This is a genomic window from Streptomyces sp. NBC_00299, assembly GCF_036173045.1.
Classification (GTDB): Bacteria; Actinomycetota; Actinomycetes; order Streptomycetales; family Streptomycetaceae; genus Streptomyces; species Streptomyces machairae.
Map to the genome: position 1 here is coordinate 3,391,564 of NZ_CP108039.1, position 24,921 is coordinate 3,416,484.

Annotated in this window: 19 protein-coding genes and 1 riboswitch; of the genes, 8 read left to right on the forward strand and 11 right to left on the reverse strand. The window is 69.1% G+C overall.

The annotated features are described in order from the left end of the window. From OHT51_RS14760 to OHT51_RS14770, 3 genes are all read right to left on the reverse strand, one after another. The gene (locus OHT51_RS14760; protein WP_328879396.1) at window positions 1-831 is read right to left on the reverse strand and encodes a carbohydrate ABC transporter permease; all 831 of its coding nucleotides are present in this window, start codon (window positions 829-831) and stop codon (window positions 1-3) included. Continuing rightward, entirely contained in the window at window positions 828-1,814 is a 987-nt protein-coding gene (locus tag OHT51_RS14765) for a carbohydrate ABC transporter permease (protein ID WP_328879397.1), read from the reverse strand. Before OHT51_RS14765 ends, OHT51_RS14760 begins: the two co-directional genes overlap by 4 nt. A gap of 143 nt (window positions 1,815-1,957) precedes the next feature. After that, on the reverse strand, window positions 1,958-3,235 hold the full coding sequence (locus OHT51_RS14770; RefSeq protein ID WP_328879398.1) for an extracellular solute-binding protein: 1,278 nt from the start codon (window positions 3,233-3,235) through the stop codon (window positions 1,958-1,960). 321 nt (window positions 3,236-3,556) lie between these two features. On the opposite strand from OHT51_RS14770, the gene OHT51_RS14775 reads away from it, so the two are divergent. The 5 genes from OHT51_RS14775 to mctP all read left to right on the forward strand — a co-directional run bounded on the left by OHT51_RS14775 (window position 3,557) and on the right by mctP (window position 8,804). After that, window positions 3,557-4,321, forward strand: coding sequence for a GntR family transcriptional regulator (locus OHT51_RS14775; RefSeq protein ID WP_147993643.1), 765 nt, complete (start codon window positions 3,557-3,559; stop codon window positions 4,319-4,321). Window positions 4,322-4,458: 137 nt separating this feature from the next. Then, a complete protein-coding gene (locus OHT51_RS14780) occupies window positions 4,459-6,615 on the forward strand; it encodes a carbon starvation CstA family protein (protein ID WP_328879399.1) in 2,157 nt (718 codons plus the stop codon). Continuing rightward, a complete protein-coding gene (locus tag OHT51_RS14785) occupies window positions 6,605-6,784 on the forward strand; it encodes a YbdD/YjiX family protein (RefSeq protein ID WP_328879400.1) in 180 nt (59 codons plus the stop codon). Before OHT51_RS14780 ends, OHT51_RS14785 begins: the two co-directional genes overlap by 11 nt. A 128-nt stretch (window positions 6,785-6,912) precedes the next feature. Then, window positions 6,913-7,179, forward strand: a complete 267-nt coding sequence (locus OHT51_RS14790) for a DUF3311 domain-containing protein (RefSeq protein ID WP_328879401.1) — start codon at window positions 6,913-6,915, stop codon at window positions 7,177-7,179. Then, window positions 7,176-8,804, forward strand: a complete 1,629-nt coding sequence (gene mctP / locus OHT51_RS14795; RefSeq protein WP_328879402.1) for a monocarboxylate uptake permease MctP — start codon at window positions 7,176-7,178, stop codon at window positions 8,802-8,804. The genes OHT51_RS14790 and mctP overlap by 4 nt, the downstream gene beginning before the upstream one ends. Window positions 8,805-8,834: 30 nt before the next feature. On the opposite strand, the gene OHT51_RS14800 is transcribed toward mctP, so the two are convergent. Next, window positions 8,835-12,455, reverse strand: a complete 3,621-nt coding sequence (locus OHT51_RS14800) for an NACHT domain-containing protein (RefSeq protein ID WP_328879403.1) — start codon at window positions 12,453-12,455, stop codon at window positions 8,835-8,837. A 313-nt stretch (window positions 12,456-12,768) separates the two neighbouring features. Next, window positions 12,769-12,908, forward strand: a riboswitch (cobalamin riboswitch). Between the two features lie 124 nt (window positions 12,909-13,032). Between OHT51_RS14800 and OHT51_RS14805 the strand changes: the two genes are divergently transcribed. Further along, window positions 13,033-15,474: a ribonucleoside-diphosphate reductase subunit alpha gene (locus OHT51_RS14805; protein WP_328879404.1), complete on the forward strand. Its 2,442-nt coding sequence runs from the start codon at window positions 13,033-13,035 to the stop codon at window positions 15,472-15,474. After that, entirely contained in the window at window positions 15,474-16,487 is a 1,014-nt protein-coding gene (locus OHT51_RS14810; protein ID WP_328879405.1) for a ribonucleotide-diphosphate reductase subunit beta, read from the forward strand. Before OHT51_RS14805 ends, OHT51_RS14810 begins: the two co-directional genes overlap by 1 nt. Here OHT51_RS14810 and OHT51_RS14815 read toward each other — a convergent pair. Continuing rightward, window positions 16,400-16,639: a hypothetical protein gene (locus tag OHT51_RS14815; RefSeq protein ID WP_328879406.1), complete on the reverse strand. Its 240-nt coding sequence runs from the start codon at window positions 16,637-16,639 to the stop codon at window positions 16,400-16,402. The genes OHT51_RS14810 and OHT51_RS14815 overlap by 88 nt on opposite strands. A 92-nt stretch (window positions 16,640-16,731) precedes the next feature. Here OHT51_RS14815 and OHT51_RS14820 point away from each other — a divergent pair, with 92 nt between their 5' ends. Further along, on the forward strand, window positions 16,732-17,697 hold the full coding sequence (locus OHT51_RS14820; RefSeq protein WP_328879407.1) for a GlxA family transcriptional regulator: 966 nt from the start codon (window positions 16,732-16,734) through the stop codon (window positions 17,695-17,697). Window positions 17,698-17,730: 33 nt separating this feature from the next. Here OHT51_RS14820 and OHT51_RS14825 read toward each other — a convergent pair whose 3' ends face one another. From OHT51_RS14825 to OHT51_RS14850, 6 genes are all read right to left on the reverse strand, one after another. Then, a complete protein-coding gene (locus OHT51_RS14825) occupies window positions 17,731-19,110 on the reverse strand; it encodes a bifunctional albaflavenone monooxygenase/terpene synthase (RefSeq protein WP_328879408.1) in 1,380 nt (459 codons plus the stop codon). Beyond that, window positions 19,107-20,192, reverse strand: a complete 1,086-nt coding sequence (gene cyc1, locus OHT51_RS14830; protein ID WP_328879409.1) for an epi-isozizaene synthase — start codon at window positions 20,190-20,192, stop codon at window positions 19,107-19,109. The genes OHT51_RS14825 and cyc1 overlap by 4 nt, the downstream gene beginning before the upstream one ends. A gap of 300 nt (window positions 20,193-20,492) precedes the next feature. Then, window positions 20,493-21,143: a peptide deformylase gene (gene def / locus OHT51_RS14835; RefSeq protein WP_328879410.1), complete on the reverse strand. Its 651-nt coding sequence runs from the start codon at window positions 21,141-21,143 to the stop codon at window positions 20,493-20,495. Window positions 21,144-21,292: 149 nt separating this feature from the next. Further along, window positions 21,293-22,273 carry a tetratricopeptide repeat protein gene (locus tag OHT51_RS14840; RefSeq protein ID WP_328879411.1) on the reverse strand — a complete coding sequence of 327 codons (981 nt, stop codon included), beginning with the start codon at window positions 22,271-22,273 and terminating at the stop codon, window positions 21,293-21,295. A gap of 109 nt (window positions 22,274-22,382) precedes the next feature. Next, window positions 22,383-23,624: an HD-GYP domain-containing protein gene (locus OHT51_RS14845; RefSeq protein WP_328879412.1), complete on the reverse strand. Its 1,242-nt coding sequence runs from the start codon at window positions 23,622-23,624 to the stop codon at window positions 22,383-22,385. Next, window positions 23,621-24,910 carry an HD-GYP domain-containing protein gene (locus tag OHT51_RS14850; protein ID WP_328879413.1) on the reverse strand — a complete coding sequence of 430 codons (1,290 nt, stop codon included), beginning with the start codon at window positions 24,908-24,910 and terminating at the stop codon, window positions 23,621-23,623. Before OHT51_RS14850 ends, OHT51_RS14845 begins: the two co-directional genes overlap by 4 nt. Window positions 24,911-24,921 lie beyond the last annotated feature (11 nt).

Consider the following 24,921-nt stretch of genomic DNA (forward strand, 5'->3'; position numbering starts at 1 on the left):
TTATCCCTTCACGGCGCCGGCCGTCAGGCCGCTGACAGCCTTGCGCTGCAGGAAGACGAAGAGGATCAGGATCGGGATGGCGAAGAGGGAGGACGCAGCCATCGTCGCGCCCCAGTCGTTGCCGAAGGCGGTCTGGAAGCTGGACAGCCACAGTGGCAGGGTCTGCGCCTCGGCCTCCTTGTTCAGCACCAGGACCAGGGGGAATTCATTCCATGCGGTGATGAAGCCGAACAGGGACGTGGACATCAGGCCCGGCGCCAGCAGCGGCAGGATGACCTTGCGGAAGGCCTGGGCGCGGCTGCAGCCGTCGACCATCGCGGCCTCCTCCAGCTCCCTGGGGACCGCAGCGACGAAACCGCGCAGGGTCAGGATGGTGAAGGGCAGGATCATCATCATGTAGAAGACCGTCAGCGGCAGAAGGCTGTTCAGCATCGACGCGTCCCGCACGATCATGTACATCGCGATGATCATGACCTCCCAGGGCGCCATCTGGGCCATCATGAAGCCGATGACGAACCCGCGCCGCCCCTTGAACCGCATCCGGGCCAGGGCGAAGGAGCCCGCCAGCGCGATGACCAGGGCGAAGCCGACCGCGCACAGGGTGACGATCAGCGAGTTGGTGACGTACGTCCAGAAGTGGTCGACGCCGGTCGCCCGCTTGAAGTGGTCGAAGGTGATGTCGGTCGGGAACCACACCGGGTTCTCCGAGATGATGTCGCCGGTCGGCTTGAAGGCCGTGGAGAACATCCAGTACACGGGGAAGACGAAGCCGATGAACAGGACGACGGCCGTGACGTTGGGCCACAGACGGCCGAAGAGTGAGCGCTTCACAGCTCGTCCTCCTCTTGCTTGAGCACGATCCTGAGGTAGTACGCGGTCAGGCCGAGCAGGATCAGGATGGTCAGGACGGCGATCGCGGCGCCCATGCCGTAGTGCTGGTTGCCGACGCCCTCGATGTAGGCGTAGACGGGCAGGATCTCGGTGAGCCGGTCGGGGCCGCCGCCGTTGATGGTGAAGACCTGCACGAACGCCTTGAAGACCCAGATGATCTCCAGGAAGGTCGTGGCGTAGAGGAACGGCCGCAGGAAGGGCATGGTCACCGTGGTGAAGCTCTTCCAGGCGCCCGCGCCGTCGAGCGCCGCGGCCTCGTACAGCTCGCCCGGGATGGTGGTCGTGGCCGCGTACAGGTTGATCGCGACGAACGGGATCGACATCCAGACGATCAGCAGGGTGACCACGAAGAACGTCGACATCTGGCTGCTGGTCCAGCTGTAGTCGGCCATGGAGTGCCAACCCAGCTTGTCCAGCACCCAGTTGACGACGCCGAAGCGCTGCGCGAACAGCCACTGGTAGACGGTGCTCGCGGCGACCACGGGCATCGCCCAGGCCAGCACGAGCCCGAGCAGCAGCATGACCCGCATCCGCTTGCCGAGGCGGGCGAGGAGCAGGCCGACCAGGGTGCCCACGATCATGATCAGGGCGACGTTGACCGCCGTGAACAGGATCGAGCGCAGGGCGACGCGCCAGAAGTCCTCGCCGGTGAGGACCTCCTTGTAGTTGTCGACGCCGTTCCACTCGGTGACGTGCTGGATCAGCTGCGCCATGTTGAGGTTCTGGAACGACAGCAGGACGTCCTTCACCAGCGGCCAGCCGAGCAGCAGCACGGTGGCCGCACAAGCCGGCAGCAGCAGGAGGTACGGGGTGAACGCACCGAGGCGGGACGCGGCTCGGATCCGCGGCCCCGCGGATCCGCTCTCGGTTTTCCCGACTGCGTCCACCGGACCGGAAGGCGGCCGTTCGGTCTGCACGGTCATGCTCGCGATCTCTCTTCTCGGCCTGCATGTTTCGGCCTACGTCACTCGGCCTGCGTATCTGGGCCTGCGTACGTGGACCCGCGTACGGTCGCCGGGGCGGGGGGCGTCACGCGCATCCCCCACCCCGGCGCGACCCGGTGCCCCTACTGCTGCTGAGCCAGACGCTTGTTGAGCTCGTCCTCGACCTGCTTGGCCGCCTCGGCCGGCGACTTACCGTTCAGCACGGCGGTCATGTAGGTCTTGACGGGGTTGGGCGCGTTCTCCACGGCCGCCCACTCCGGGATCAGCGGCGTGGTGCCACCGCCCGCGGCGGCCGGCGCTGCGGCCTCGGCGACGGCGTTGCCCTTCAGGTTGCTCTGCAGGGCCTCCTTGTTCGGGATGACGCCGTTCTGCTTGGCGAGCTCGCCTTCGTACTGGTCGGAGAGGGCGATCTTCAGGAACTCCTTGGCGAGCTCCTGCTTCTTGCTGCCCGCGGCGACCGCGAGGTTGGAGCCGCCGAGGAAGACACCCTCGGGCTTGTCGGCCGTGGCACCGGGGATGGTGAAGTAGCCGATGTCCTGCTCGATCTTCTTGTTGGCCGCGATCGCCGTTCCGGCCTCCCAGCCCATGCCGATGAAGGCGCCGACGTTGCCCTTGGCGAACACCTCGGCCTGCTGCGGGGTCGCCTCGTCCTTGTCCTTGGGCGCCTTGGACAGCGCCTGGAACTTCTTGTACGTCTCCATGGCGGCGGCGACCTTCGGGTCGTCGAGGTTGGAGACGTACTTGTCGCCGTCCTTCTTCACCAGCTCGGCGCCCTCACCGATGGTCAGGCCGACGAAGTGGTACCAGTTCTGGCCCGGCAGGTAGATGGGCTCGGCGTCGGTCTTCTCGCCGATCTGCTTGAGGTCGGCGTAGAACTCGTCGCGGGTCTTGGGGGTGTCCTTGATGCCCGCCTCGGCCCAGACCTTCTTGTTGTAGAGGACGACGCGGTTGGCGAAGTACCACGGGGCGGCGTACTGCTTGCCGTCGTAGATGGAGGACTCGTTGAGGGACTCGGCCCAGTCGGTGCCGATCTCGGTCTTGAGGTCGGCGAGGTCGGCGAGGCCGCCGGTCTTGGCGTAGGCCGGGGTCTGGGTGTTGCCGATCTCGAAGACGTCCGGCGGGTTCTCTTCCGACAGGGCGGTGGTCAGCTTCTGCTGGATGCCGTTCCACTGCTGCATCTCGAACTTGACCTTGGCCTTGGTCTTCTTCTCGAAGGCGGCCTGGACGTCCTTCTGCCACTGATCCGGGGACGAGCCGTCCATCACCCACACCGTGAGCGTCTCGCCCGCGTAACCGTCGGCCCCTGCCTTGTCCCCGCCGTCGCCGTTGTCGCCCCCGCACGCCGCCAGGGAGATCATCATGCCCGCGACACCGATCGCGGATATCAGCTTGCGCTTCACGCCACCCTCCTCAGGGATGCCACAAACCCCCCTGCCTCCCCGCACGAGCGTTGGGCCGGGACCTGGACCAATGGTGTAGACCAGTACGGGGAGCTTGGACCAGACCAGAAAGCGTGTCAAGGGGCGCGGAATGGGGCCTGACCAGCCGTTATGCGACCTACATATGAAGGAACCTTTAAGTAAGAAGCCAGCGAAAACACCGATGCCGGAGTACTCTCGTCCGCTAGACCACTTGACACTGTGGACTAGACCAAATCAGGCGGCGACGGTATATAGAAGGGATCACGATGTGACCCGCATCCGGAGCCGGGAAGGCGAAGCATGAGCACCGACGTCAGCAGTGCGGAGAACGAGAACGGCGCCACCGTCCGTACCGCCCGCGTGCCCAAGTACTACCGCCTGAAGAAGCACCTTCTCGACATGACGGAGACCCAGGCGCCCGGCACCCCCGTACCGCCCGAGCGCACGCTGGCGGCCGAGTTCGACACCTCCCGCACGACCGTGCGCCAGGCCCTGCAGGAGCTGGTCGTCGAGGGACGCCTGGAGCGCATCCAGGGCAAGGGCACGTTCGTCGCCAAGCCGAAGGTCTCGCAGGCCCTGCAACTCACCTCGTACACCGAGGACATGCGCGCCCAGGGCCTGGAGCCGACCTCCCAGCTGCTGGACATCGGCTACATCACCGCCGACGACCGCCTCGCCGACCTGCTCGACATAACGGCCGGCGGCCGGGTGCTGCGCATCGAGCGGCTGCGCATGGCGAACGGCGAGCCGATGGCCATCGAGACGACCCACCTGAGCGCCAAGCGCTTCCCGGCCCTGCGCAGGTCCCTGGTCAAGTACACCTCCCTCTACACCGCGCTCGCCGAGGTCTACGACGTCCATCTCGCCGAGGCCGAGGAGACCATCGAGACCTCCCTGGCCACCCCGCGCGAGGCCGGCCTGCTCGGCACGGACGTGGGCCTGCCGATGCTGATGCTGTCCCGGCACTCGCTGGACCGGGACGGACAGCCGGTGGAGTGGGTGCGGTCGGTCTACCGCGGGGACCGCTACAAGTTCGTGGCGAGGCTCAAGCGGCCTCAGGAGTGAGCCCGCCCGGGAAGGTGGAGGGATCACACGTGAAGGGACCACACGTGAAGGGACAACAACTCCCGCACGCGGTGTAGCGCGTCTCCCCAACCTGCTCTACGTTCCTCCCGTCGCCGCATGGACGGGAGGACCACCCGGTGCGTACCGCGAATCCCCGAACCATCGTCATCTGGACCCTGGTCGCGCTGGTAGGTGCCGCCGGCTGGACCGTGCTGGCACTGTCCCGCGGCGAGGAGGTCTCCGCCGCCTGGATGGTCGCCGCCGCCCTCGGCTCGTACGCCATCGCCTACCGCTTCTACGCCAAGTTCATCGCGTACAAGGTCCTCAAGGTCGACCGGACCAGGGCCACCCCGGCCGAACGCCTCAACAACGGCATCGACTTCCACCCCACCGACCGCCGGGTCCTGCTCGGCCACCACTTCGCGGCGATCGCGGGCGCCGGCCCCCTCGTCGGCCCGGTCCTGGCCGCGCAGATGGGGTATCTCCCCGGCACGATCTGGATCATCGTCGGCGTCATCTTCGCGGGCGCGGTCCAGGACATGGTGGTGCTCTTCTTCTCCACTCGCCGCAACGGCCGCTCGCTCGGCCAGATGGCGCGCGAGGAGATCGGCCCGTTCGGCGGCGCGGCCGCGCTGCTGGCCACCTTCGTCATCATGATCATCCTGCTCGGCGTGCTGGCCCTGGTGATCGTCAACGCCCTCGCGCAGTCCCCGTGGGGCACCTTCTCCATCGCGATGACGATCCCGATCGCCCTGCTGATGGGCTTCTACCTGCGGGTGCTGCGCCCCGGCCGGGTCGCCGAGGTCTCGTTGATCGGCGTCGCGCTGCTGCTGTTCGCCCTGATCGCGGGCCGCTGGGTGGCCGAGTCGTCGTGGGCCGACACCTTCACGCTCGCGCCCTCGACGCTGGTCGTCTGGATGGTGGGGTACGGCTTCATCGCCTCGATCCTGCCGGTGTGGATGCTGCTGGCGCCGCGCGACTACCTGTCGACCTTCATGAAGATCGGCACGATCTTCCTGCTCGCCCTCGGCGTCGTCATCGCCCTGCCGACGCTGAAGATGGACCCGGTGACGGACTTCGCCTCCCGCGGGGACGGCCCGGTCTTCGCGGGCTCGCTCTTCCCCTTCGTCTTCATCACCATCGCCTGCGGCGCGCTGTCCGGCTTCCACGCGCTGATCTCCTCCGGCACGACGCCGAAGATGATCCAGAAGGAGACCCAGGTCCGGATGATCGGGTACGGCTCCATGCTGATGGAGTCGTCGGTCGCCGTGATGGCGCTGGTGGCGGCGAGCATCATCGACCCGGGCCTGTACTTCGCGATGAACGCGCCCGCCGGTGTCATCGGCGACACGGTGCAGAACGCCTCGCAGGTCGTGGGCAGTTGGGGCTACCAGATCTCCCCGGAGGCGCTCGCGCGGGCGGCGGAGAACGTCGAGGAATCGAGTCTGCTCTCCCGTACGGGCGGTGCGCCCACCCTGGCCATCGGCGTCTCGGAGATCTTCTCCGAGGTCACCGGCGGCGGCCTGCGTGCCTTCTGGTATCACTTCGCGATCATGTTCGAGGCGCTGTTCATCCTGACCGCCCTGGACGCCGGCACCCGCGTGGGCCGCTTCATGCTCCAGGACATACTGGGCAACGTCCACCGGCCCTTCAGGAACATCAGCTGGAAGCCCGGCCTGCTCATCACCAGCGCCGTGGTGTGCGGCCTGTGGGGCTACTTCCTGTGGGTGGGCGTCCACGAGCCCCTCGGCGGCATCAACCAGCTCTTCCCGATCTTCGGCATCTCGAACCAACTGCTCGCGGCGGTCGCCCTCGCCGTCTGCACGACCCTGCTGGTGAAGTCGGGACGCCTCAAGTGGGCCTGGATCACCGGGGTTCCGCTCGCCTGGGACGCGACGGTGACGCTGACCGCCAGCTGGCAGAAGGTCTTCTCCAGCGACCCGAAGGTCGGCTTCTTCAAGCAGCGCCAGGTGTTCCAGGACGCCATCGACCGCGGTGAGGTCCTGCCGCCGGCCAAGAGCATGGACGACATGCACACCGTGGTCACCAACTCCACGGTGGACGGCGTCCTCACCGCGGTCCTCGCGCTCCTGATCGTCGTCGTGATCGTCGACGCCACCCGCGTCTGCGTCCGGCACGTCCGCCGCCCGGCGCTGTCCACGCTCAGCGAGGCGCCGTACGTCGAGTCGAAGATCACGGCTCCGGCGGGGCTGTTCCCGACCAAGGAGGAGAAGGAGGAGGAACGCCGTGCGGTCGCTGAGGCCAGCAGTCAGTCTTCGGCGGGTGTTCAGTAGTGTGCGCTGGTACGTGCGGGAGTTGACCGACGAGTCGGCATATGACCGCTATGTCACCCACGTACGGCATGAGCACCCGGACGCGGAAGTGCCCTCCCGGCGCGACTTCGAGCGGATGCGGACGGACCGTCAGGAAGCCGATCCACGCCAGGGGTTCCGCTGCTGCTGAGCGCCCGGTCGGCGTGCACACCAACCCTCCACATCCGATATGCGGACAGGGTCTTCCGCTGTCGTTGCACCGTCACCTACATTGCCCGGGCGTTTCTCAGGTGATCAGTGAGGGGACGGAGCCGTCAGATGTCAGATGCCCCAGAAGTGAACAGAGAGCCGGTGGTGACACCCGTACGGGTCGTCATCGGCCTCTGTCTCGTCGCGCCCTTCGTGGCGATGTTGTGGGTCGGTTCGTATGCCAAGACCGATCCGGAACTCGCCGGCATCCCGTTCTTCTACTGGTACCAGATGCTGTGGGTCCTGCTCTCCACGGTGCTGACCATGGTCGCGTACAAGCTGTGGCAGCGTGACCAGCGCGCCCGCGGCTCCCGGAAGGGCGGTGCGTCGCAGTGAACGACGGCGTGAACGGCGTCGCGCTCGGCGTCTTCATCTTCTTCTTCCTGGCCGTCACGGTCATGGGCTTCCTGGCCGCGCGCTGGCGCAAGGCCGAGAACGAGAACAGCCTCGACGAATGGGGCCTGGGTGGCCGGTCGTTCGGCACCTGGGTCACCTGGTTCCTGCTCGGCGGCGACCTCTACACGGCGTACACCTTCGTCGCCGTACCCGCGGCGATCTACGCGGCGGGCGCGGCCGGCTTCTTCGCCGTGCCGTACACGATCCTCGTCTACCCCCTGATCTTCACGTTCCTGCCCCGCCTGTGGTCGGTCTCCCACAAGCACGGCTACGTGACGACCTCGGACTTCGTGCGCGGCCGCTTCGGCTCGAAGAGCCTGTCGCTGGCGGTGGCCGTCACCGGCATCCTGGCGACGATGCCGTACATCGCGCTCCAACTGGTCGGCATCCAGGCCGTGCTGGACGTGATGGGCGTCGGCGGCGGTGAGAACACCAACTGGTTCATCAAGGACCTCCCGCTGCTCATCGCGTTCGGTGTGCTGGCCGCGTACACCTACTCCTCGGGCCTGCGCGCGCCCGCGCTGATCGCGTTCGTGAAGGACACGCTGATCTACATCGTCATCGCGGTGGCGATCATCTACATCCCGATCAAGCTCGGCGGCTTCGACGAGATCTTCGCCAAGGCGGGCGAGGCGTACAGCCAGACCAACCCGGCCACGGGCGCGCCGCGCGGTTCGCTGGTCCCGGCCGAGGCGGGGCAGTGGACGTACGCCACGCTGGCGCTGGGCTCCGCGCTCGCGCTGTTCATGTACCCGCACTCGATCACCGCGACGCTGTCCTCGCGCAGCCGTGAGGTGATCCGCCGCAACACCACGATCCTGCCGCTGTACTCCCTGATGCTGGGCCTGCTGGCGCTGCTGGGCTTCATGGCGATCGCGGCCGGCATCAAGGTGCAGAACGGCCAGCTGGCGATTCCGCAGCTGTTCGAGACGATGTTCCCCGCCTGGTTCGCGGGCGTCGCCTTCGCGGCGATCGGCATCGGTGCGCTGGTGCCGGCGGCGATCATGTCGATCGCGGCTGCGAACCTCTTCACCCGCAACATCTACAAGGACTTCATCAAGCCGGACGCGACGCCCGCGCAGGAGACCAAGGTCTCCAAGATCGTGTCCCTGCTGGTGAAGGTGGGCGCGCTGGTCTTCGTCCTCACCATGGACAAGACGGTCGCCATCAACTTCCAGCTGCTGGGCGGCATCTGGATCCTGCAGACCTTCCCGGCCCTCGTCGGCGGTCTGTTCACCCGCTGGTTCCACCGCTGGGCCCTGCTGGCCGGCTGGGCCGTCGGCATGATCTACGGCACGGTTGCCGCGTACGGCGTCGCCTCCCCGACCCAGAAGCACTTCGGCGGTTCGGCGAAGGAGATCCCGGGCATCGGCGAGATCGGCTACATCGGCCTCACGGCGTTCGTGCTGAACGTGGTGGTGACGGTGGTCCTGACCTTCGTCCTGAAGGCCGCCAAGGCCCCCGAGGGCATCGACGAGACGAAGCCGGAGGACTACACGGCGGACGCGGGCGACCCGGGCGTCCAGGTCGAGCTGCCGCCGGCCACCGCGGGGACGAGCCACTGACCCAGTGGGCAGGAGGCCGGGCGTACCGCACTAGCTGCGTGTGCGCCCGGCCATTTGCTGCCAGAAACCGTCGAGTTCGCGCACCCGCATGCTGACCCAGTGCGGTGTCTTCCTGCGCAGGCCCCTGGGAAGACATCGGCGCACTCGGCCCGGCAGCAGGGCTTGCTGCTGGCGGCAGAACGGCTCCCGGATCTCCCCGCGCGGCACACAGCCCCGGGGCGGGTAGGGGCAGAGCTGGAACTTGCAGTCGGGCGGACAGGTCGTCCCCGGCGCGGGCGGGTCCGCCATGCCGGCCCGCAGGTCGGGCCGCAGCGGGCGGCGATCGCTGCGGATGCACGGCGGGAGTGACGACGTCCCCGGCTGCTCCGCGCGGATCATCCGCTCCTCGACCTCGTCCGGATGCCCGTCCCGTTCGATGAGGTTCAGCATCACCAGCACGTCGGCGACCAGGCACTGGGCGCGCGCGTCGAGGGTGCTCCAGCCGACCGAGGGCGGGATCCACAGGTTGTGCTTGCGGTACTCCCGGGGGTTGCCGGTGCGCGCGCCGATGTTGTCGGCGACGCCCTTCTCGTCGATCCAGAGGAAACGCTCGGGTTGCCCGGTCTCCAGCGTGAGGGCCACCAGGTCCCCCGCCTCGGCGACGAACGGATGCAGGGGCCGCGGGGGCGAGGCACCGTTCGCCTCGGGATGCCCGGGTGCCCGGTTCGCCGTGCCGGCCATCGACAGCCAGCGCTCCACGGTCTGCACGGCGGTCGCTCCGCCCAGCGCCCGTGGCGGCTCGCGCCCGACGTCGTGCCCGTCCCTGCCCGGCGTCGCGTGCCGCTCCCGCTCGTGGACGCCGACGGTGTCGGGAAGCCTCCACAGGCACAGCGCCTGGAGCAGCATGAGCTGCGCGTACCAGCACCGGGACTGCTGGAGCACGGTCTCCGCCTGCCGGATCAGGTCCGCGCGACCGCCCTGGTAGGCCCGCGGATGCCGGATCCGGCGGTTGGCCGCGTACTTGAAGCCCTGGGCCAGCGCGGCCTCCAGGGCGAGCGGCAGATCGGGGGCGCCGCCGGTGGCCTTCGGGTCCAGATGGCGCAGCCACTTGGTGAGGCGTTCGCGGGCCTCGTCACGGTGTGCCTCGTCGACGGAGCCCAGCAGCATGGGGATCATCCAGGCACGCATCACGAACTCCCGGAACAGAACGACCCGTTTCCTGCGGTACTCCTCATTGAGCTTGCGCCGGTCCTGCTGCAGCCGCCCGATGCGCTCGGTCCTGGCCCGTGAGGGCGCGCCCGCCGCCCGCGCCCGCGCCATGCGCTCGGCCCACTGCTCGTACTCACCGCGTTTCCAGGCCTTCAGCTCGCCGAGCCGGTCGTTGTACTCCTGCACGGGGTCGGTGTTCAGCCCGATCCGGCCGCGGATCACGGCGAAGGCCGGATTGCCGCCGCTGCCGAACTCCTGGGCGACGGCCAGGCGTATCGAGTAGGAGGGTTCCTTCACACCGATCTGGACGAGCTGTTCGTAGAGCGGGGTGGTGTCGATCCGGTCGGAGACGCTGCGCAGGGCGGCTCCGAGTTGCCTGAGCAGCCTCAGTTTGGCGTCGTCGAGGCTGCGCCGGTCGCCCTTGAAACCGGTCCAGGTTCCACGCACTTCGTCCAGGATGTCGCCCAGCAGCCGCGGAGAGTCCTCCACGCTCTCGATCTCCACGGCGGCCGTGTAGAGATCGAGCGCCTTCGGATCGTCCGTGCGGCGTTCCGCGGCCTTGCAGAGCCGGTGGGCCAGGGTGTGCCCGCGCACCCGTGACCGTCGAAGCCGTTCCTCGACCTCCTTCGTCACCTCGGCCCGTACGCCTTCCCGGCGGGCCCTGACCCGCGCCGCCCGGCGGCGCGACAACAGCACCAGGGCCATGAGCAGTTCGCGGCTGGGTCCGGGTGGCTGGAGCACCTGCTCGACGAGCTCGCCGGCTCCCCGCTCGCCCAGCTGCCACAGCACCCGGTAGCCGAAGTAGGCCTGGATGATGCTGTGCGGGAAACGGACCTTGCGCTCGAAGCCCTCCACCAGGCCGAGGCTGTCCGCGTTGCGCGCGATCCGGGCGAGGGCTGCGCGGCACTGGTCCATGTTGCCGCCGCGCAGCCGCCTCCCCTCGTCCGGGCCGATCCGCCGGCACAGCACGTCCCAGATCTGCTGCCGGTGCCACTCGGAGAAGACGTTCCCGCGCCTGCCGTACCGGTCGAAGGCGCGTCCGCCGGCCCACAGATGCTCGGCGCGGGCCTGCGCGCGCCGCATCGGACCGGGGTGGACGTCCGAGTCGAGCAGCTCCCCGAGGCCGACCTCCAGTTTGTCCTGGAGCAGTCCCACGCAGGCCAGGGCGGAGACCACTTCGAGGGTATCGCGGCGTTCCTGCCGGCTCAGCGCGACGTCCCGGCGCAGCCGGCCCCGGCACAGCGCCTCGTCCCAGGTCTCCAGCAGCCACAGCCGCAGCATGCCGCGGTCGCGGCTGCGGGTGTTCATGTGCTGCGGTTCGTTGTCCGGCCGGTCGTGCTCCAGGGCGCCGTGGCGGTGCAGTTCGCGGGCGATCTGGAGGTAGACGGGCGACTCGGTCACCTCCGCCGTCTCCACGATCCAGTCCACGCGGCGTTCGTCCGTCTCCGGGAGGTGTGCCTGGACGAACCGCAGGGCCTCCTCCTCGCTGAGCGGTTCCAGCTCCACGATCGCGGCCGGGGTGCTCTCCAGCGGGCTGTGCGGGCGGGAGGCGATGACGAGGGGCAGCTTCTCCTCGTAGGCACGCTCGATGGCCCGCCGGATGATGTTGTCCCGGTTCTGTTCGAGGCCGTCGCCGAGGAGAGCCTCCTCCAGTCCGTCCGCGATGACGACCGGTTTGTCGTCGGCGAGCAGTTGCTGCCAGACCCGCTCGGTCTTGGTGCGCGCGAGGATGCCCCGGGGTGCCTCTTCGATGAAGCGCTCCTTGGCCATGCGTTCGAAGTTCAGGTCGGTGTCGCCGTTCGCGTCCCGCAGCCGGATCGGCACGGGTACGGCGTTCTGCTCCGCCAGCAGTTCGGTGAGCCGTACCAGGACGGCGGTCTTGCCCACGCCGACACCGCCGACCAGCAGATAGGGCCGGCGCGTGTCGCGCTCGCGCAGCCGTTCGGCGATGACGCGGGCGATCTCCTCCCGGCCCACGATCTCCGTGGCGTCCGGACCGGAGGTGAGGACCAGTCGGTGCGGGTCGCCCCGCGCCTTGGCGAGATAGCGTCGTTTGGTCCACCGGTACCACCAGAACAGAAAGAGCGCGGCCGCGAACGACGCGGCCAGCACCGGACCGAGGAAGCGCAGGACGGTGTCGAATCCCTCATTGCCCTCCCGCCACTTCTCGAAGGCGGTCGTCTTGCCCCAGATCAGGATGTACAGGCCCTCCACCACCCACGCGAGCACGGCGAGCGCGGCCACCGTCCAGATGGCCCGGGTGACGTTGGTGTAGGTGATCCACCGGCGCCACTTCCTGGGGCGGGTGGTGCCGCCGCGGGCCTCCAGGCGGATCGACAGCCGGTGCCAGTGGCCCGTGAACCAGTGCCTGAGCCAGGTGCCGGCCCGTCTCGGAGCCAGCGTCGCCATCGGCGCGTTGCGCGGCCGGTCCTTGCCGGGCGGGTGGCGGACGACCCTCGTCATCGTGCGTGTCCTTCCGAGAAGCGTTCTCGAAACGGAGCGACCGCGGGGCACCGACACCTATCTCCATGGAAGCACTCCCGGAACCCCCCGCAACCCGGCGGCCCTCGGCGACCCGGCGGCCCTCGGTGAGATCACCGCCCAGGCCTGCCTCCAGAACGGCGATCCACGAACCCCGGGCTTCGTCCGCATGCCCGGCGGGACCGGAGCCCGATCCCGCACCTCGCCGACATCACGCTCCTCACCCACAAGTTGACGCTCTGAAACCAGCACGACACAACATCTGGGGGTGGCGTGGCGGGTGAGCACAAGATGTATGCTCATGCTCGCTGTCGCCGCAGGGGAATCCGGTGCGAATCCGGAACTGTCCCGCAACGGTGTACTTGTGCATGTCTGTTCCCAGGACCGGCGTGCGCAGGAGTCAGTCCGAGGACCTGCCGACAGCGCGCCCGGCCACCCGGCCGGTGCGCCCGACGTCCGGGCCTCGTGGAATGGGCCGGTGGACGCGACGCCGTGTGCGCTCGTGTGCTGCCCCCTGCCCTCGCCGAGGCCCCCGTGCCGAGCGAGGGAGAGCCCCCACGTGACCATCGCGCCCGCAGATCCGGCCTCAGCCGTCCCTACCGTCCTCACGGACGAGGACGCTCCGGGAACCGCCCACCCGTCTCCCAGCGCCACCCTCAACGGGGGCCCTACGGGCCACGGTGCCGATCTGCTGCGGACCCTGACCGAGCTGACCGCCGACCTCCCCGACGCCGACCCCGGCCGGGTCGCCGCCGCCGCGCTGCGCGGCCGGTCCGCGTTCGCGGACGAGGCGGAGCTGCGCGAGCTGGCCACCGAGGCGGCGGCCGGCCTGATCTCCGAGGACCCCGCCTACAGCAGGCTCGCCGCCCGGCTGCTGACCCGGTCCATCGCCGCCGAAGCCGCTTCGCAGGGCGTCACGTCCTTCACCGGGTCGGTCGCGGTCGGGCACCGCGAGGGCCTCATCGCCGACCGGACCGCCGAGTTCGTGCGCCTGCACGCGGCCCGCCTCGACGCCCTGGTCGACACGGACGCCGACGACCGCTTCGGCTACTTCGGGCTGCGCACCCTGCACAGCCGCTACCTCCTGCGGCACCCCATCACCCGCAAGGTCGTCGAGACGCCCCAGCACTTCATGCTGCGCGTCGCCGCCGGTCTCGCCGAGGACGACACCGCCCGGTCGGTGGACGAAGTCGCCGCGCTCTACGGGCTCATGAGCCGCCTCGACTACCTTCCCTCCTCCCCCACCCTCTTCAACTCCGGTACCCGGCACCCCCAGATGTCGTCCTGCTACCTCCTCGACTCTCCGAAGGACGAGCTCGACTCCATCTACGACCGCTACCACCAGGTCGCCCGCCTCTCCAAGCACGCCGGCGGCATCGGTCTTTCGTACTCCCGCATCCGGTCCCGGGGTTCGCTGATCCGCGGCACCAACGGGCACTCCAACGGCATCGTCCCGTTCCTGAAGACCCTCGACGCCTCGGTCGCCGCGGTGAACCAGGGCGGCCGGCGCAAGGGGGCCGCCGCGGTCTACCTGGAGACCTGGCACTCCGACATCGAGGAGTTCCTGGAGCTGCGGGACAACACCGGTGAGGACGCCCGCCGTACGCACAACCTGAACCTCGCGCACTGGATCCCGGACGAGTTCATGCGCCGGGTCAACGCCGACGAGCCGTGGTCGCTGTTCTCGCCGTCGGACGTGCCGGATCTCGTCGACCTGTGGGGCGAGGAGTTCGACGCGGCGTACCGCAAGGCGGAGGCGGCCGGGCTCGCGAAGAAGACCATCCCGGCCCGTGACCTGTACGGCCGCATGATGCGCACCCTCGCGCAGACCGGCAACGGCTGGATGACCTTCAAGGACGCCGCCAACCGCACCGCCAACCAGACGGCCCTGCCGGGCCATGTCGTCCACTCCTCCAACCTCTGCACGGAGATCCTGGAGGTCACGGACGACGGGGAGACGGCGGTCTGCAACCTGGGATCGGTCAACCTCGGCGCCTTCGTGAACACGATGACCGGCGACATCGACTGGGAGCGGTTGGACGCGACCGTCCTCACGGCCGTCACGTTCCTCGACCGGGTCGTCGACATCAACTTCTACCCCACCGAGCAGGCGGGCCGGTCGAACGCCAAGTGGCGGCCGGTCGGACTCGGCGCGATGGGGCTGCAGGACGTCTTCTTCAAACTGCGCCTGCCCTTCGACTCGGCCGAGGCGAAAGCCCTGTCCACCCGGATCGCCGAGCGCATCATGCTCACCGCCTACGAGGCCTCCACCGACCTCGCCGAGCGCAACGGCCCGCTGCCGGCCTGGGAGAAGACCCGTACCGCCAGGGGTGTGCTGCACCCCGACCACTACGACGTCGAGCTGACCTGGCCGGAGCGCTGGGCGGCCCTGCGCAGCCGTATCGCCACGACCGGCATGCGCAACTCCCTGCTCCTCGCCATCGCGCCCACCGCGACCATCGCGTCGATCGCCGGTGTCTACGAGTGCATCGAGCCGCAGGTCTCCAACCTGTTCAAGCGCGAGACGCTCTCCGGCGAGTTCCTCCAGGTCAACTCCTACCTGGTCAACGAGCTCAAGGAGCTCGGCGTCTGGGACGCCCGCACCCGTGAGGCGCTGCGTGAGGCGAACGGCTCGGTGCAGGAGTTCGCCTGGATCCCCGAGGACGTACGGCGGCTCTACCGCACGGCGTGGGAGATCCCGCAGCGCGGCCTGATCGACATGGCGGCACAGCGGACCCCGTTCCTCGACCAGGCCCAGTCGCTGAACCTGTTCCTGGAGACGCCGACCATCGGCAAGCTCTCCTCGATGTACGCGTACGCCTGGAAGTCGGGTCTGAAGACGACGTACTACCTGCGCTCGCGCCCGGCGACCCGCATCGCCCGCGCCGCCCAGGGGCAGGCCGCCCAGCCCGAGAAGACCATCCCCGTCCAGCAGGTCGCCGAGCCCGACGCCGTCGCCTGCTCCCTGGAAAACCCCGAGTCCTGCGAGGCCTGCCAGTAATGACCACCCGTAACGCCAACCTTCTCGACCCGGGCTTCGAGCTGACCCTGCGCCCCATGCGCTACCCGGACTTCTACGAGCGCTACCGGGACGCGATCAAGAACACCTGGACCGTCGAGGAGGTCGACCTCCACTCGGACGTCGCCGACCTGGCGAAGCTCTCCGAGGGCGAGCAGCACATGATCGGCCGGCTGGTCGCGTTCTTCGCGACGGGCGACTCGATCGTGGCCAACAACCTGGTGCTCACGCTCTACAAGCACATCAACTCCCCCGAGGCGCGCCTGTACCTGAGCAGGCAGCTCTTCGAGGAGGCCGTGCACGTCCAGTTCTACTTGACGCTGCTCGACACCTATCTCCCCGATCCGGCGGACCGGGCGGCGGCCTTCGACGCCGTCGAGAACATCCCGTCCATCCGCGAGAAGGCCGAGTTCTGCTTCAAGTGGATCAACGAGGTCGAGAAGCTGGAACGCCTGGAGACCAAGGCCGACCGGCGTCGCTTCCTGCTGAACCTGATCTGCTTCGCCGCGTGCATCGAGGGCCTGTTCTTCTACGGCGCCTTCGCGTACGTCTACTGGTTCCGCAGCCGGGGCCTGCTGCACGGCCTCGCCACCGGCACCAACTGGGTGTTCCGCGACGAGACGATGCACATGAGCTTCGCCTTCGACGTCGTCGACACCGTCCGCAAGGAGGAGCCGGAGCTGTTCGACGACCAGCTCCAGGAGCAGGTCACCGACATGTTGAGGGAGGCCGTCGAGGCCGAGCTCCAGTTCGGGCGCGACCTGTGCGGTGACGGCCTCCCGGGCATGAACACCGAGTCGATGCGGCAGTACCTGGAGTGTGTCGCCGATCAGCGTCTGACGCGTCTCGGCTTCGCGCCGGTGTACGGCTCCGAGAACCCCTTCTCCTTCATGGAGCTGCAGGGCGTTCAGGAGTTGACCAACTTCTTCGAGCGGCGTCCCTCGGCGTACCAGGTGGCGGTGGAGGGCACCGTCGACCTGGACGAGGACTTCTGAGCCTCGGTCCTGTCGCGTTCCTGGGCCTCCCTGATCTGACGGTCGATGCGCCGGTCGCGCGCCGCGCCGATCAGTGACGGGAGGGCCAGGACGACGAACATCCCGAGGACGACGATCATGGCGAGCAGTGTCTGTGTCTGGTCTGCATTCATGACACCACTGTCGCGCCGGACACTCCTTACGAACAGTGGCAGGACTGCCGCACGCCCTCGATTTACTGCCACCTTCGAGGCACACTGGCAGCATGCTGAAAAACGTCGCCGCCGTCCTCCTCGACGGTGTACATCTCTTTGAAATGGGCGTCGTCTGCGAGGTGTTCGGCATCGACCGCAGCGACGAGGGGCTGCCCACCTACGATTTCGCCGTCGTCTCGGCGGAGGGACCGACACTGGGCACCCATGTCGGCGGACTCACCGTCTCCACGCCGTACGGTCTGGAGCGGCTGGAGGAGGCCGACCTGATCGCGGTACCGGCCGGCCGCGAGTACGTCACCCGTGACTATCCGCCCGAGCTGCTGGACGCCCTGGTCAGGGCCGTCGACCGGGGAGCGCGGGTGCTCAGCGTGTGCTCCGGCGTCTTCGCGCTGGGCGCCGCGGGACTGCTCGACGGGCGCCGGTGCAGTGTGCACTGGCGGCACGCCGGGGAGCTGTCCCTCCGGCATCCGCGGGCGATCGTCGAGCCCGACGTGCTGTACGTCGACGAGGGTCCGGTGATCACCAGCGCCGGCACCGCCGCCGGTATCGACGCCTGTCTGCACATCGTGCGGCAGGAGCAGGGGCCCGAGGTCGCCAACAAGATCGCCCGGCGCATGGTCGTGCCGCCGCACCGGGACGGCGGGCAGGCCCAGTACATCGAGCGCCCGCTGCCCAGCCCCCACTGCGACACGGTCGGCGAGGTGCTGGCGTGGATGGAACGGCACCTCGACGAGGACGTCACCGTCGAGCAGCTCGCCGAGCGTGCGCTGATGTCCCCGCGCACCTTCGCCCGCCGCTTCCAGCAGGAGACCGGCACGACTCCCTACCGCTGGATCCTGCGCCAACGCGTGCTGCTGGCGCAGGAGTTGCTGGAGGCGACGGACGAGACGGTGGACGCGATCGCGAGTCGAACAGGGTTCGGAACCGCGGCCGCACTGCGCCACCAGTTCGTACGTGCCCTGGGGACGACCCCGAACGCCTACCGAAGGACGTTCCAGGGGCCGAGCGCGGCGTGAGCCGTCCCCGGCGGCACCGGTGCCCCGGCTCCACTAGTCCCTCGGCACCGGCCTCAGGAGCAGCTTGTGCGGGCGGAGCGTGATGCCCACACGGGTCACGTCGTTCGAACCGGACACCTGCTCGAAGCGGTACTTCGTGGCCAGCGCCGCCGTGAGCAGCGTCAGCTGTGCCATCGAGAAGTGGTCGCTCGGGCACTTGCGGTTGCCCACGCTGAACGGGCTCATGGCGTACTTGGGCACGTCCTTGACGCGGTCCGGAAGCCAGCGGTCCGGGTCGAACTCAAGATTGTCCGCGTACGACTTCTCGTCGCGCTGTATCGCGTAGGGGCTGTAGATGATGTCGGCCCCGGCCGGAATGCGATAGCCACCAAGTGACGTATCGGTCACCGCCCGTCGCGTCAGAATCCAGACCGCGGGGCGCAAACGCATCGCCTCCACGACGACATTGTTCGTGTGCCTGAGGCTGCGGACGTCCTCGAATGCCACGGGCCGCCCGCCGGTGACGGATTCGACCTCCGCGCACACCTTGTCCGCCTGTTCCGGATGTTCCGCGAGCACATGCAGGAGCCACATGATCGTGGAGGCCACGGTTTCGCTGCCGGGCGTGACAATCGCGACGACCTGGTCGTGGATCTCCTGTTCCCCGATGGGGTCGCCATTCTCGTCCTTCGCCTCCAGCAATGCCGTCAGCAAATCGTCCGGCTTTTGACCGGATGCCCGGCGTTCGGCGACGATCTCGTCGACAAGGAGATGCAAATCGGCCAGCGCGCGGTTGAATTCGCGGTTGGGCGGGAGAGGCAGCTTGTACAGCGGCCCGAGCGGGATCACCATCCGCCGGTACATGCCCCGGAAGACCGTGGCGAGCGCGTTGCACAGCCGCTCGGCCCGCTCGTCCATGTAGTCGCCGCGCAGCAGGCAGCGGGCGGCGATGCGCACGGCGATCCGGAACGACTCGGAGGTGCAGTCGACGGTCTCGCCGGGCTTCCAGCGCTCGGCCAGACCATGCGCCTCCTCCTCCATGATCGGCCCGTACGCGGGGATCGCGTCGAGCCGGAAGGCGGGCTGGATGGTGCGCCGCTGACGCCGGTGCCGTGGGCCGTTCGCGGTGGCCACGCCCTCCTTGCCGAGCAGGCCTTCCAGGGACTCCCACAGCGGCCCGTCGATCTTGAAGTCGGGGCTCAGCGCCAGCGCGCCGGTGAGGTCCGGCGTCGTGACGGCGTACACCGTCTTCGGGCCGAGCCTGAGGCGTACGACGTCGCCGTGCCTGCGCAGCGCTGCCATGAACGCCAGCGGATCTCGGGCCAGCTTCCAGCCATGGCCGAGAAGCGGAACTCCGCCGCCCGCAAGGGGCGGCTCACGCAGTTCCGAAGCCGCACGGGGCTGGGCTTCGGGACGGACGGACTCGACGGTCATTTCTCACCTACCGCTTCGTTGTTGACGTACGGGGGCGTGGACCGGTCGTCCCAGCTGTCGACCATGTACCGGCCGGACTCGTGGTGGAACCAGTAGACCGAGCTGAACCAGTTGCGCATATTGCAGACGCAGGCACGCACGGCGGCGCTTATTTCCTTTCCCGACACCGTGCCGTCGGCCAGGGAGTCGGCGAATTCCAGAGCCTCACGCTCGGCCACCTGGAAATCGGATATGGACCCCTCGACCAGTCGCCTGACTTCTGTCACCGCTTCTTCCAGAGTCAGTCCTTCGTGTTTGACGAGGCTGATTCCGAGGTTGTGCACCTCGTCGCCCGCGATTTCTTTGGGAAGCGAGCAGAGGTCGTTGTACCAGGCGGCGAATTCCTGGCTGAGTAACGCCGCCCGCCGATATGCCGGGTGTTTCCGAACGGCATCCGGCAGTTCCAGCCCCGCGGCCGGCTCAAGCAGGTCGGTCCAGATCCAGTGCGCGAAGGTGAGCCGACGCAACGCCAGGTATTCCTCGACCGAGGGGATGATTCCTTGGGTGCGGTTGCGGAATTCCCGGTCGTACGCCTCGATCACCGTGTGGAAGTGCCGGGCGAACCGGGCGTTCCAGGTGCCGGGCAGGAACGAGTACAGCCGCACCATGCTGTCCGCGAACGCCGCGACCAGCGGGTCCTCGTGGTGCAGATGGTCCTCGGGTGAGTCGAGCGCCGCGTGCAGACGGAACCGCAGCCGTCGCCAGGCCGCCGGGCGGCGGTGGACGATGTCACGGTCGTGCCGGTCGTCCCAGACGAAGAACCACGCGCTGTAGTCGGCTATCGCCTGGAGTACGTCCTCGGGGGCGCCAATGTAGTACCCCGCCATGAGGTCGGTGTAGCACAGTCCGTCGGCATATTCCTCGACCTTGTCGGCCGGCATCAGCCGCTTTTCGAGCAGCCAGGTGCGGGTCTTCTCCTGGAGCCTGGGCCAATACGGATGGAGTTGCCTGGGAAACGCTGATTCGATCACCGGAAGAGAGAGTGCTGGTGGAACCGGGACCGCCGTCGGTGTCGATGTGGTGCTGTGTGAGAAAGCATGCACGAACAAACCCCTCTCAGCCGCCAGTTGTGTAGTTGTGCACGCCCCCTCCCGCTGTACCGGGCGTGCGCCGTTGCGTATCCCCGCACTTCCATTCAGCACCACAACTGACCGATCTGGGAACGGATTTGCTTCATTCACTACCCCAGGGTGCCGAGAATCTCCCCCTATGTGACTGAATTTGGATCACTGATCGCACGTATGGGATCGAACGTGCGACGGACATGCGAACGGCGCCTGGTCAGGGAGGTGAACCTGAACAGGCGCCGTGCGCAAGGGACTTGTGGGGCCTATGGGCAGGCCTCAGTCGTTCGCGACCACGGCGTAGCGGGGCTCGTTCTCGGCCATCTGCCGCAGCGCGTCCTTGCGCTCGCGCTTGGAGAGACGGTCGATGTAGAGGTATCCGTACAAGTGGTCGGTCTCGTGCTGCAAACACCGAGCGAAGTAGCCGGTGCCGCGCACCTTGATCGGGTTGCCCTTCTCGTCCTGGCCGGTGACCTCGGCGTAGTCGGGCCGGGCGAGCGGCGCGTACGCGGTCGGCACGGACAGGCAGCCCTCGTTGCTGTCGTCCAGGCGGCGCTGCTCGGCGGGCAGCTCGACGAGCTTCGGGTTGCACACGACACCGACGTGCCGCTTGCCCTCGTCGTCCATGCAGTCGTAGACGAAGACCTTCGAGTCGACGCCGATCTGGTTGGCGGCGAGGCCGACACCCTCGGCGGTGCGCTGCGAGGCGAACATGTCCGCGACCAGCTGGTCCAGCTCGGCGCCGAACTCGGTGACGTCCTTGCACTCCTTGTGCAGCACCGGGTTCCCCACGACGGTGATCGGCCGCGACGTGCCGCACTCACGCCAGGCGTTCTCGCGCTCCTCCGTGTCCTCGGTGTCGACGACGAAACCCTCGTCATCCACGGGGAGCACGCCCGCGTGCTGCTGCTCGGTGTCCTGCTGGGCCATGACCGACGTATGCCTTCCTCGGAAAAACGGGGGGTGTATCGCTGATACAGGGTACGGCGAACGCACCCCGACAGGGGCGCGGGACTGTCGGTCGGCGGCTCCGCCGCGGGGCGCGAGCAACCACGACGAAGCCGCGGTCGGTGCCGGTCCTAACAGACCTCTTCGAGATCCCGCCAATCCCTGGAATCCGGGCTGTCGGCAACCCATCCGTCCAGCAACCCCCGCACCAGGGCGGCCGGGGCGGCCACGCCACACTCCCGCTCCGGCACCCACAGCTGCCCGTCGGTCCGGTGCCCCAGCGGACCGGGGTGACCCGGCTCACTGTGGTCGTGCGGATCGAGATGCTCCCCGTCGCCCTCGTCCGACGGCATCCGCGACTCGGAGCACATCCGGCACAGCAGCCGCACCGAGGAGGACCAGTCCTCCGCGGCGAACCCGGCGTCCGCGGCGAGCTGCTCCAGCGCGTCCCGGTCGGCCTCGGTGGCGGCCTCCAGGAGGACCACCCAGGTGGGCACCGGCGAGGGCGCCCACAGCTCGATCTCGTCGAAGACGGGGTAGGCGTGCCCGGCGGACGTGGTCCGCTCGCCGTGCGGCACCCCGTCGTGCAGCACGACCTCGCCCCAGCGCCGCCCCGAGGACGGCAGCGGGATCGACAGCACCTCGATCCGGGCGGGGTCCAGCCGCCGCCCCCACACGACCTCGGCCTCCCCTTCCGGGGACAGCCGTACGGCCGCGCTGCCCAGGTCCATCCCGACCGGCTCGCCGGAGTCGGTCGCACCCCCCGGCACCCGCAGCCCGTAGGCCTGCCAGGCCCGCCGGGCCAGCGGCCAGTCCTGCAGGGCGGTGGCCGCGATGCCGACGTTCCACCAGTCGGGCGCCCCGGTCTCCCGGTCGAGCAGCGCCACGGCCCGCAGCCCGGCCGCCCGGGCCTGCTCCCAGTCGTGCCGGAACTTGTGCAGCAGCGCGAGGTTGAACCAGGACTCCGAAAGCCAGGGCTCCAGATCGGCGGCACGTGTCAACAGCGCGCCCGCATCCTCGTACCGGCCGTCGCCGATGAGCGTGAACGCCCGGTCGGTGGCCTGCCGCCAGGAGGCGGAGGGCCGGTGCCGTCCCTTGCCGAAGATCCTCACGATTCCCGCCTGCCAGTTCCGTGGAGTGGGCTGGCTAGTGCTCGCCCCCGGACACACTCTCATTCGCATCCAACCACGTACGGCTGGAAGGGCGCTCATTACCCATGGGTTACCCAGCCACAGGGGGTGTAAGACAGTCTCTCGACAGCACCCGTGCGAGCGACCCCACCACCTCCGGCGCATAGTCACCGGCGGTGCCCAGCCGCAGTTCCTCCAGCGCCTTCAGCGGCCCGCCGGGGCCTGCCTCCCGCGCCTTCTCCTCGTAGGCGTTGACCGCCCGCACGATCCGCGCGGCGACCGGCTGCTCCGGACAGGGGTCGGCGAGCCGCTCCACGACCATCGCCACCTGCGGGTTCACCCCCGTCTGCCGTACGACGGCCCCGCCGAGCAGCGCGATCCGCCGCTGTTCCTCGGCGGGCAGCCCCGCGGTGGCCCCGGCCGGCACCGGGTCGACCAGGCTGAGCTGTCCGATGTCGTGCATGAGCGCGGCGTACTCCAGCACGGTGAGCTCGGCCTCGGACAGGCCGAGGTCCCGCCCCACCTCCCGGCTCAGCGCGGCGACCCGGCGGGCGTGTCCGGCCGGTGTGTACCCGGCGATCTCGGTGGCCCTGGCCAGGGAGGCGATGGTCTGCCGGTAGGTGGCCCGGACGGCGGCGTACCGGCGCAGGGACATCTGGGTGAGCAGCAGCGGGAGCGAGAAGACGGGCAGCGCCCACAGCCCGGCGACGGCGACCGCGAGCGCCATCACGGCGCCCGTCGCGCAGACGGCCGAACCGATCCCGAGGGTCGCCCGCAGCTCGTCCCGCAGCAGCGGCCCGAACGGCCACCGGGTGCGCGAGTGGGCCAGCGCCGCGGCGAGCAGGGCGTCGCACAGGGCGGTGAGCGTGAGGATCGCGAGCAGGACGAGGGCGTAGGCGGTGCCCCAGCCGTGGAACGTGCCCTGGTTGTACAGGGGTTGGAAGCAGACGGCGGCGAAGCCGACGGTGAGCACGCGCCGGGCCAGGTGGTCGAGCACGGGCCGGCCGCGCGCGATGTGCGGCACGCTGCCGAGGAGCGAGGCGGCCAGGACGACGCTGAGGACCTGCGCGACGCCGTGCTCGGTGGGCCGACCGCCGTTCGCCCCCAGCAGGGCGTACGACAGCGCGGCGGCGGCCCCGAGCGGTGCGGCCTCCCGGCCCTCCGCCGCCGTCCACCGGGTGAGCTCGCCCACGGCGATGAGAACCCCGAAGGCGAGCACCGTGCCGCGTTCGTCGAGGCCGCTCCACAGGGTGGTGAGCAGGCACACGGTGGCGAGGAGGGCGGCACAGGCATGGATGAGAACGAGCAGGACGGGTGGTCTCAGGGCGCTCATCGGTGTGCCCCCGGCGCACTGGCGACCGGCGGGCGCGGAGGGCGCCCGGAGGCTTCGTCGGCGGTCACGGCGGGATGCCATCCGTGCCGGCCCACGGCGCTGACGAGGGCGGTGACCATGCGGGGGTCGAACTGCGAGCCGGCGCACTTCTCCAGCTCCCGCAGCGCGACGGGCACCGGCCGGGCCCGCGAGTACGACCGGTTGGACGTCATCGCGTCGAAGGCGTCCGCGACCGCCACCACCCGTGCCGGCTCCGGGATCTGGCTCCCCATCAGCCCGTAGGGGTACCCGCTGCCGTCCAGCCGCTCATGGTGATGCAGCACGGCGGCCCGGGCCTCGCCGAGGAAGGAGATCCCGCGGACCATCTCGTGGCCGTACTCGGGGTGCAGTTCGATGATCCGCCGCTCCTCGGGCGTGAGCGGCCCGTCCTTGCGCAGCAGCCGCGTGGGCACTCCGAGCTTCCCGACGTCGTGCAGGATCCCGGCGAAGCGGAGCACCTCGACGCGTTCGTCGGCCATGCCCAGCTCGCGCGCGATCATCATCGAGGCCTGCCCGACGCGCTCGCTGTGGCCGCGGGTGTAGCCGTCCTTGATGTCGACGGCCTGGACGAGCGCCCGGATGGTCGCCTGGTGGGCCGCGCGTTCCCGGTGGTACTGGGCGAACATCCACCACGACACGCACATCGGCAGCAGCACGAGCAGGGCGGCGACAGGGCCGTACGGGCTGCGCCACAGCACGGCCATCATCAGCCCGGCCAGACCGTGCACGGCGATCGGCGCGAGGGACCGCAGGAACAGCCCGCGCCAGGCCCGGCGTGCGGGCACGCGGTCGGCGAGCGTCAGGATCCCGCCGTCGAGCGCGGTCAGGACCAGGCAGAACGCCAGCACCGCGGCTCCGGCGGGCGCGAGCGCGTACGGGAAGTCGGACGCCTGTACCGCGTCGTGCTCACCGAGCGCCCAGTGCACCCGGGCGGCCACCCACACCGCGATCACGAGCTGCGCCGCCCGCCACACCCGTCGCAGCAGGTGCGGTCGGCCGGCGACCGAGGCGATCAGCGCCCCCGGCACCGCGACCAGTGCGGCGGCGGAGGGCGGCAGCAGGAAGGCCCCGGCGAGAAGCACGGGATAGAACGAACCGGACAGCCGCGCGCCCCCGGCATAGAGCACGGCGAGCAGCGCCGGCGCCCACCAGGGGGTGCGCGTCGACGGCAGCGTGTGCAGGCAGAACAGGGCGCCGAGGGCGACACAGACGACGTAGCCACGTACCCGTGTGGGTGTCCCCTCCATAACGCCCCTCC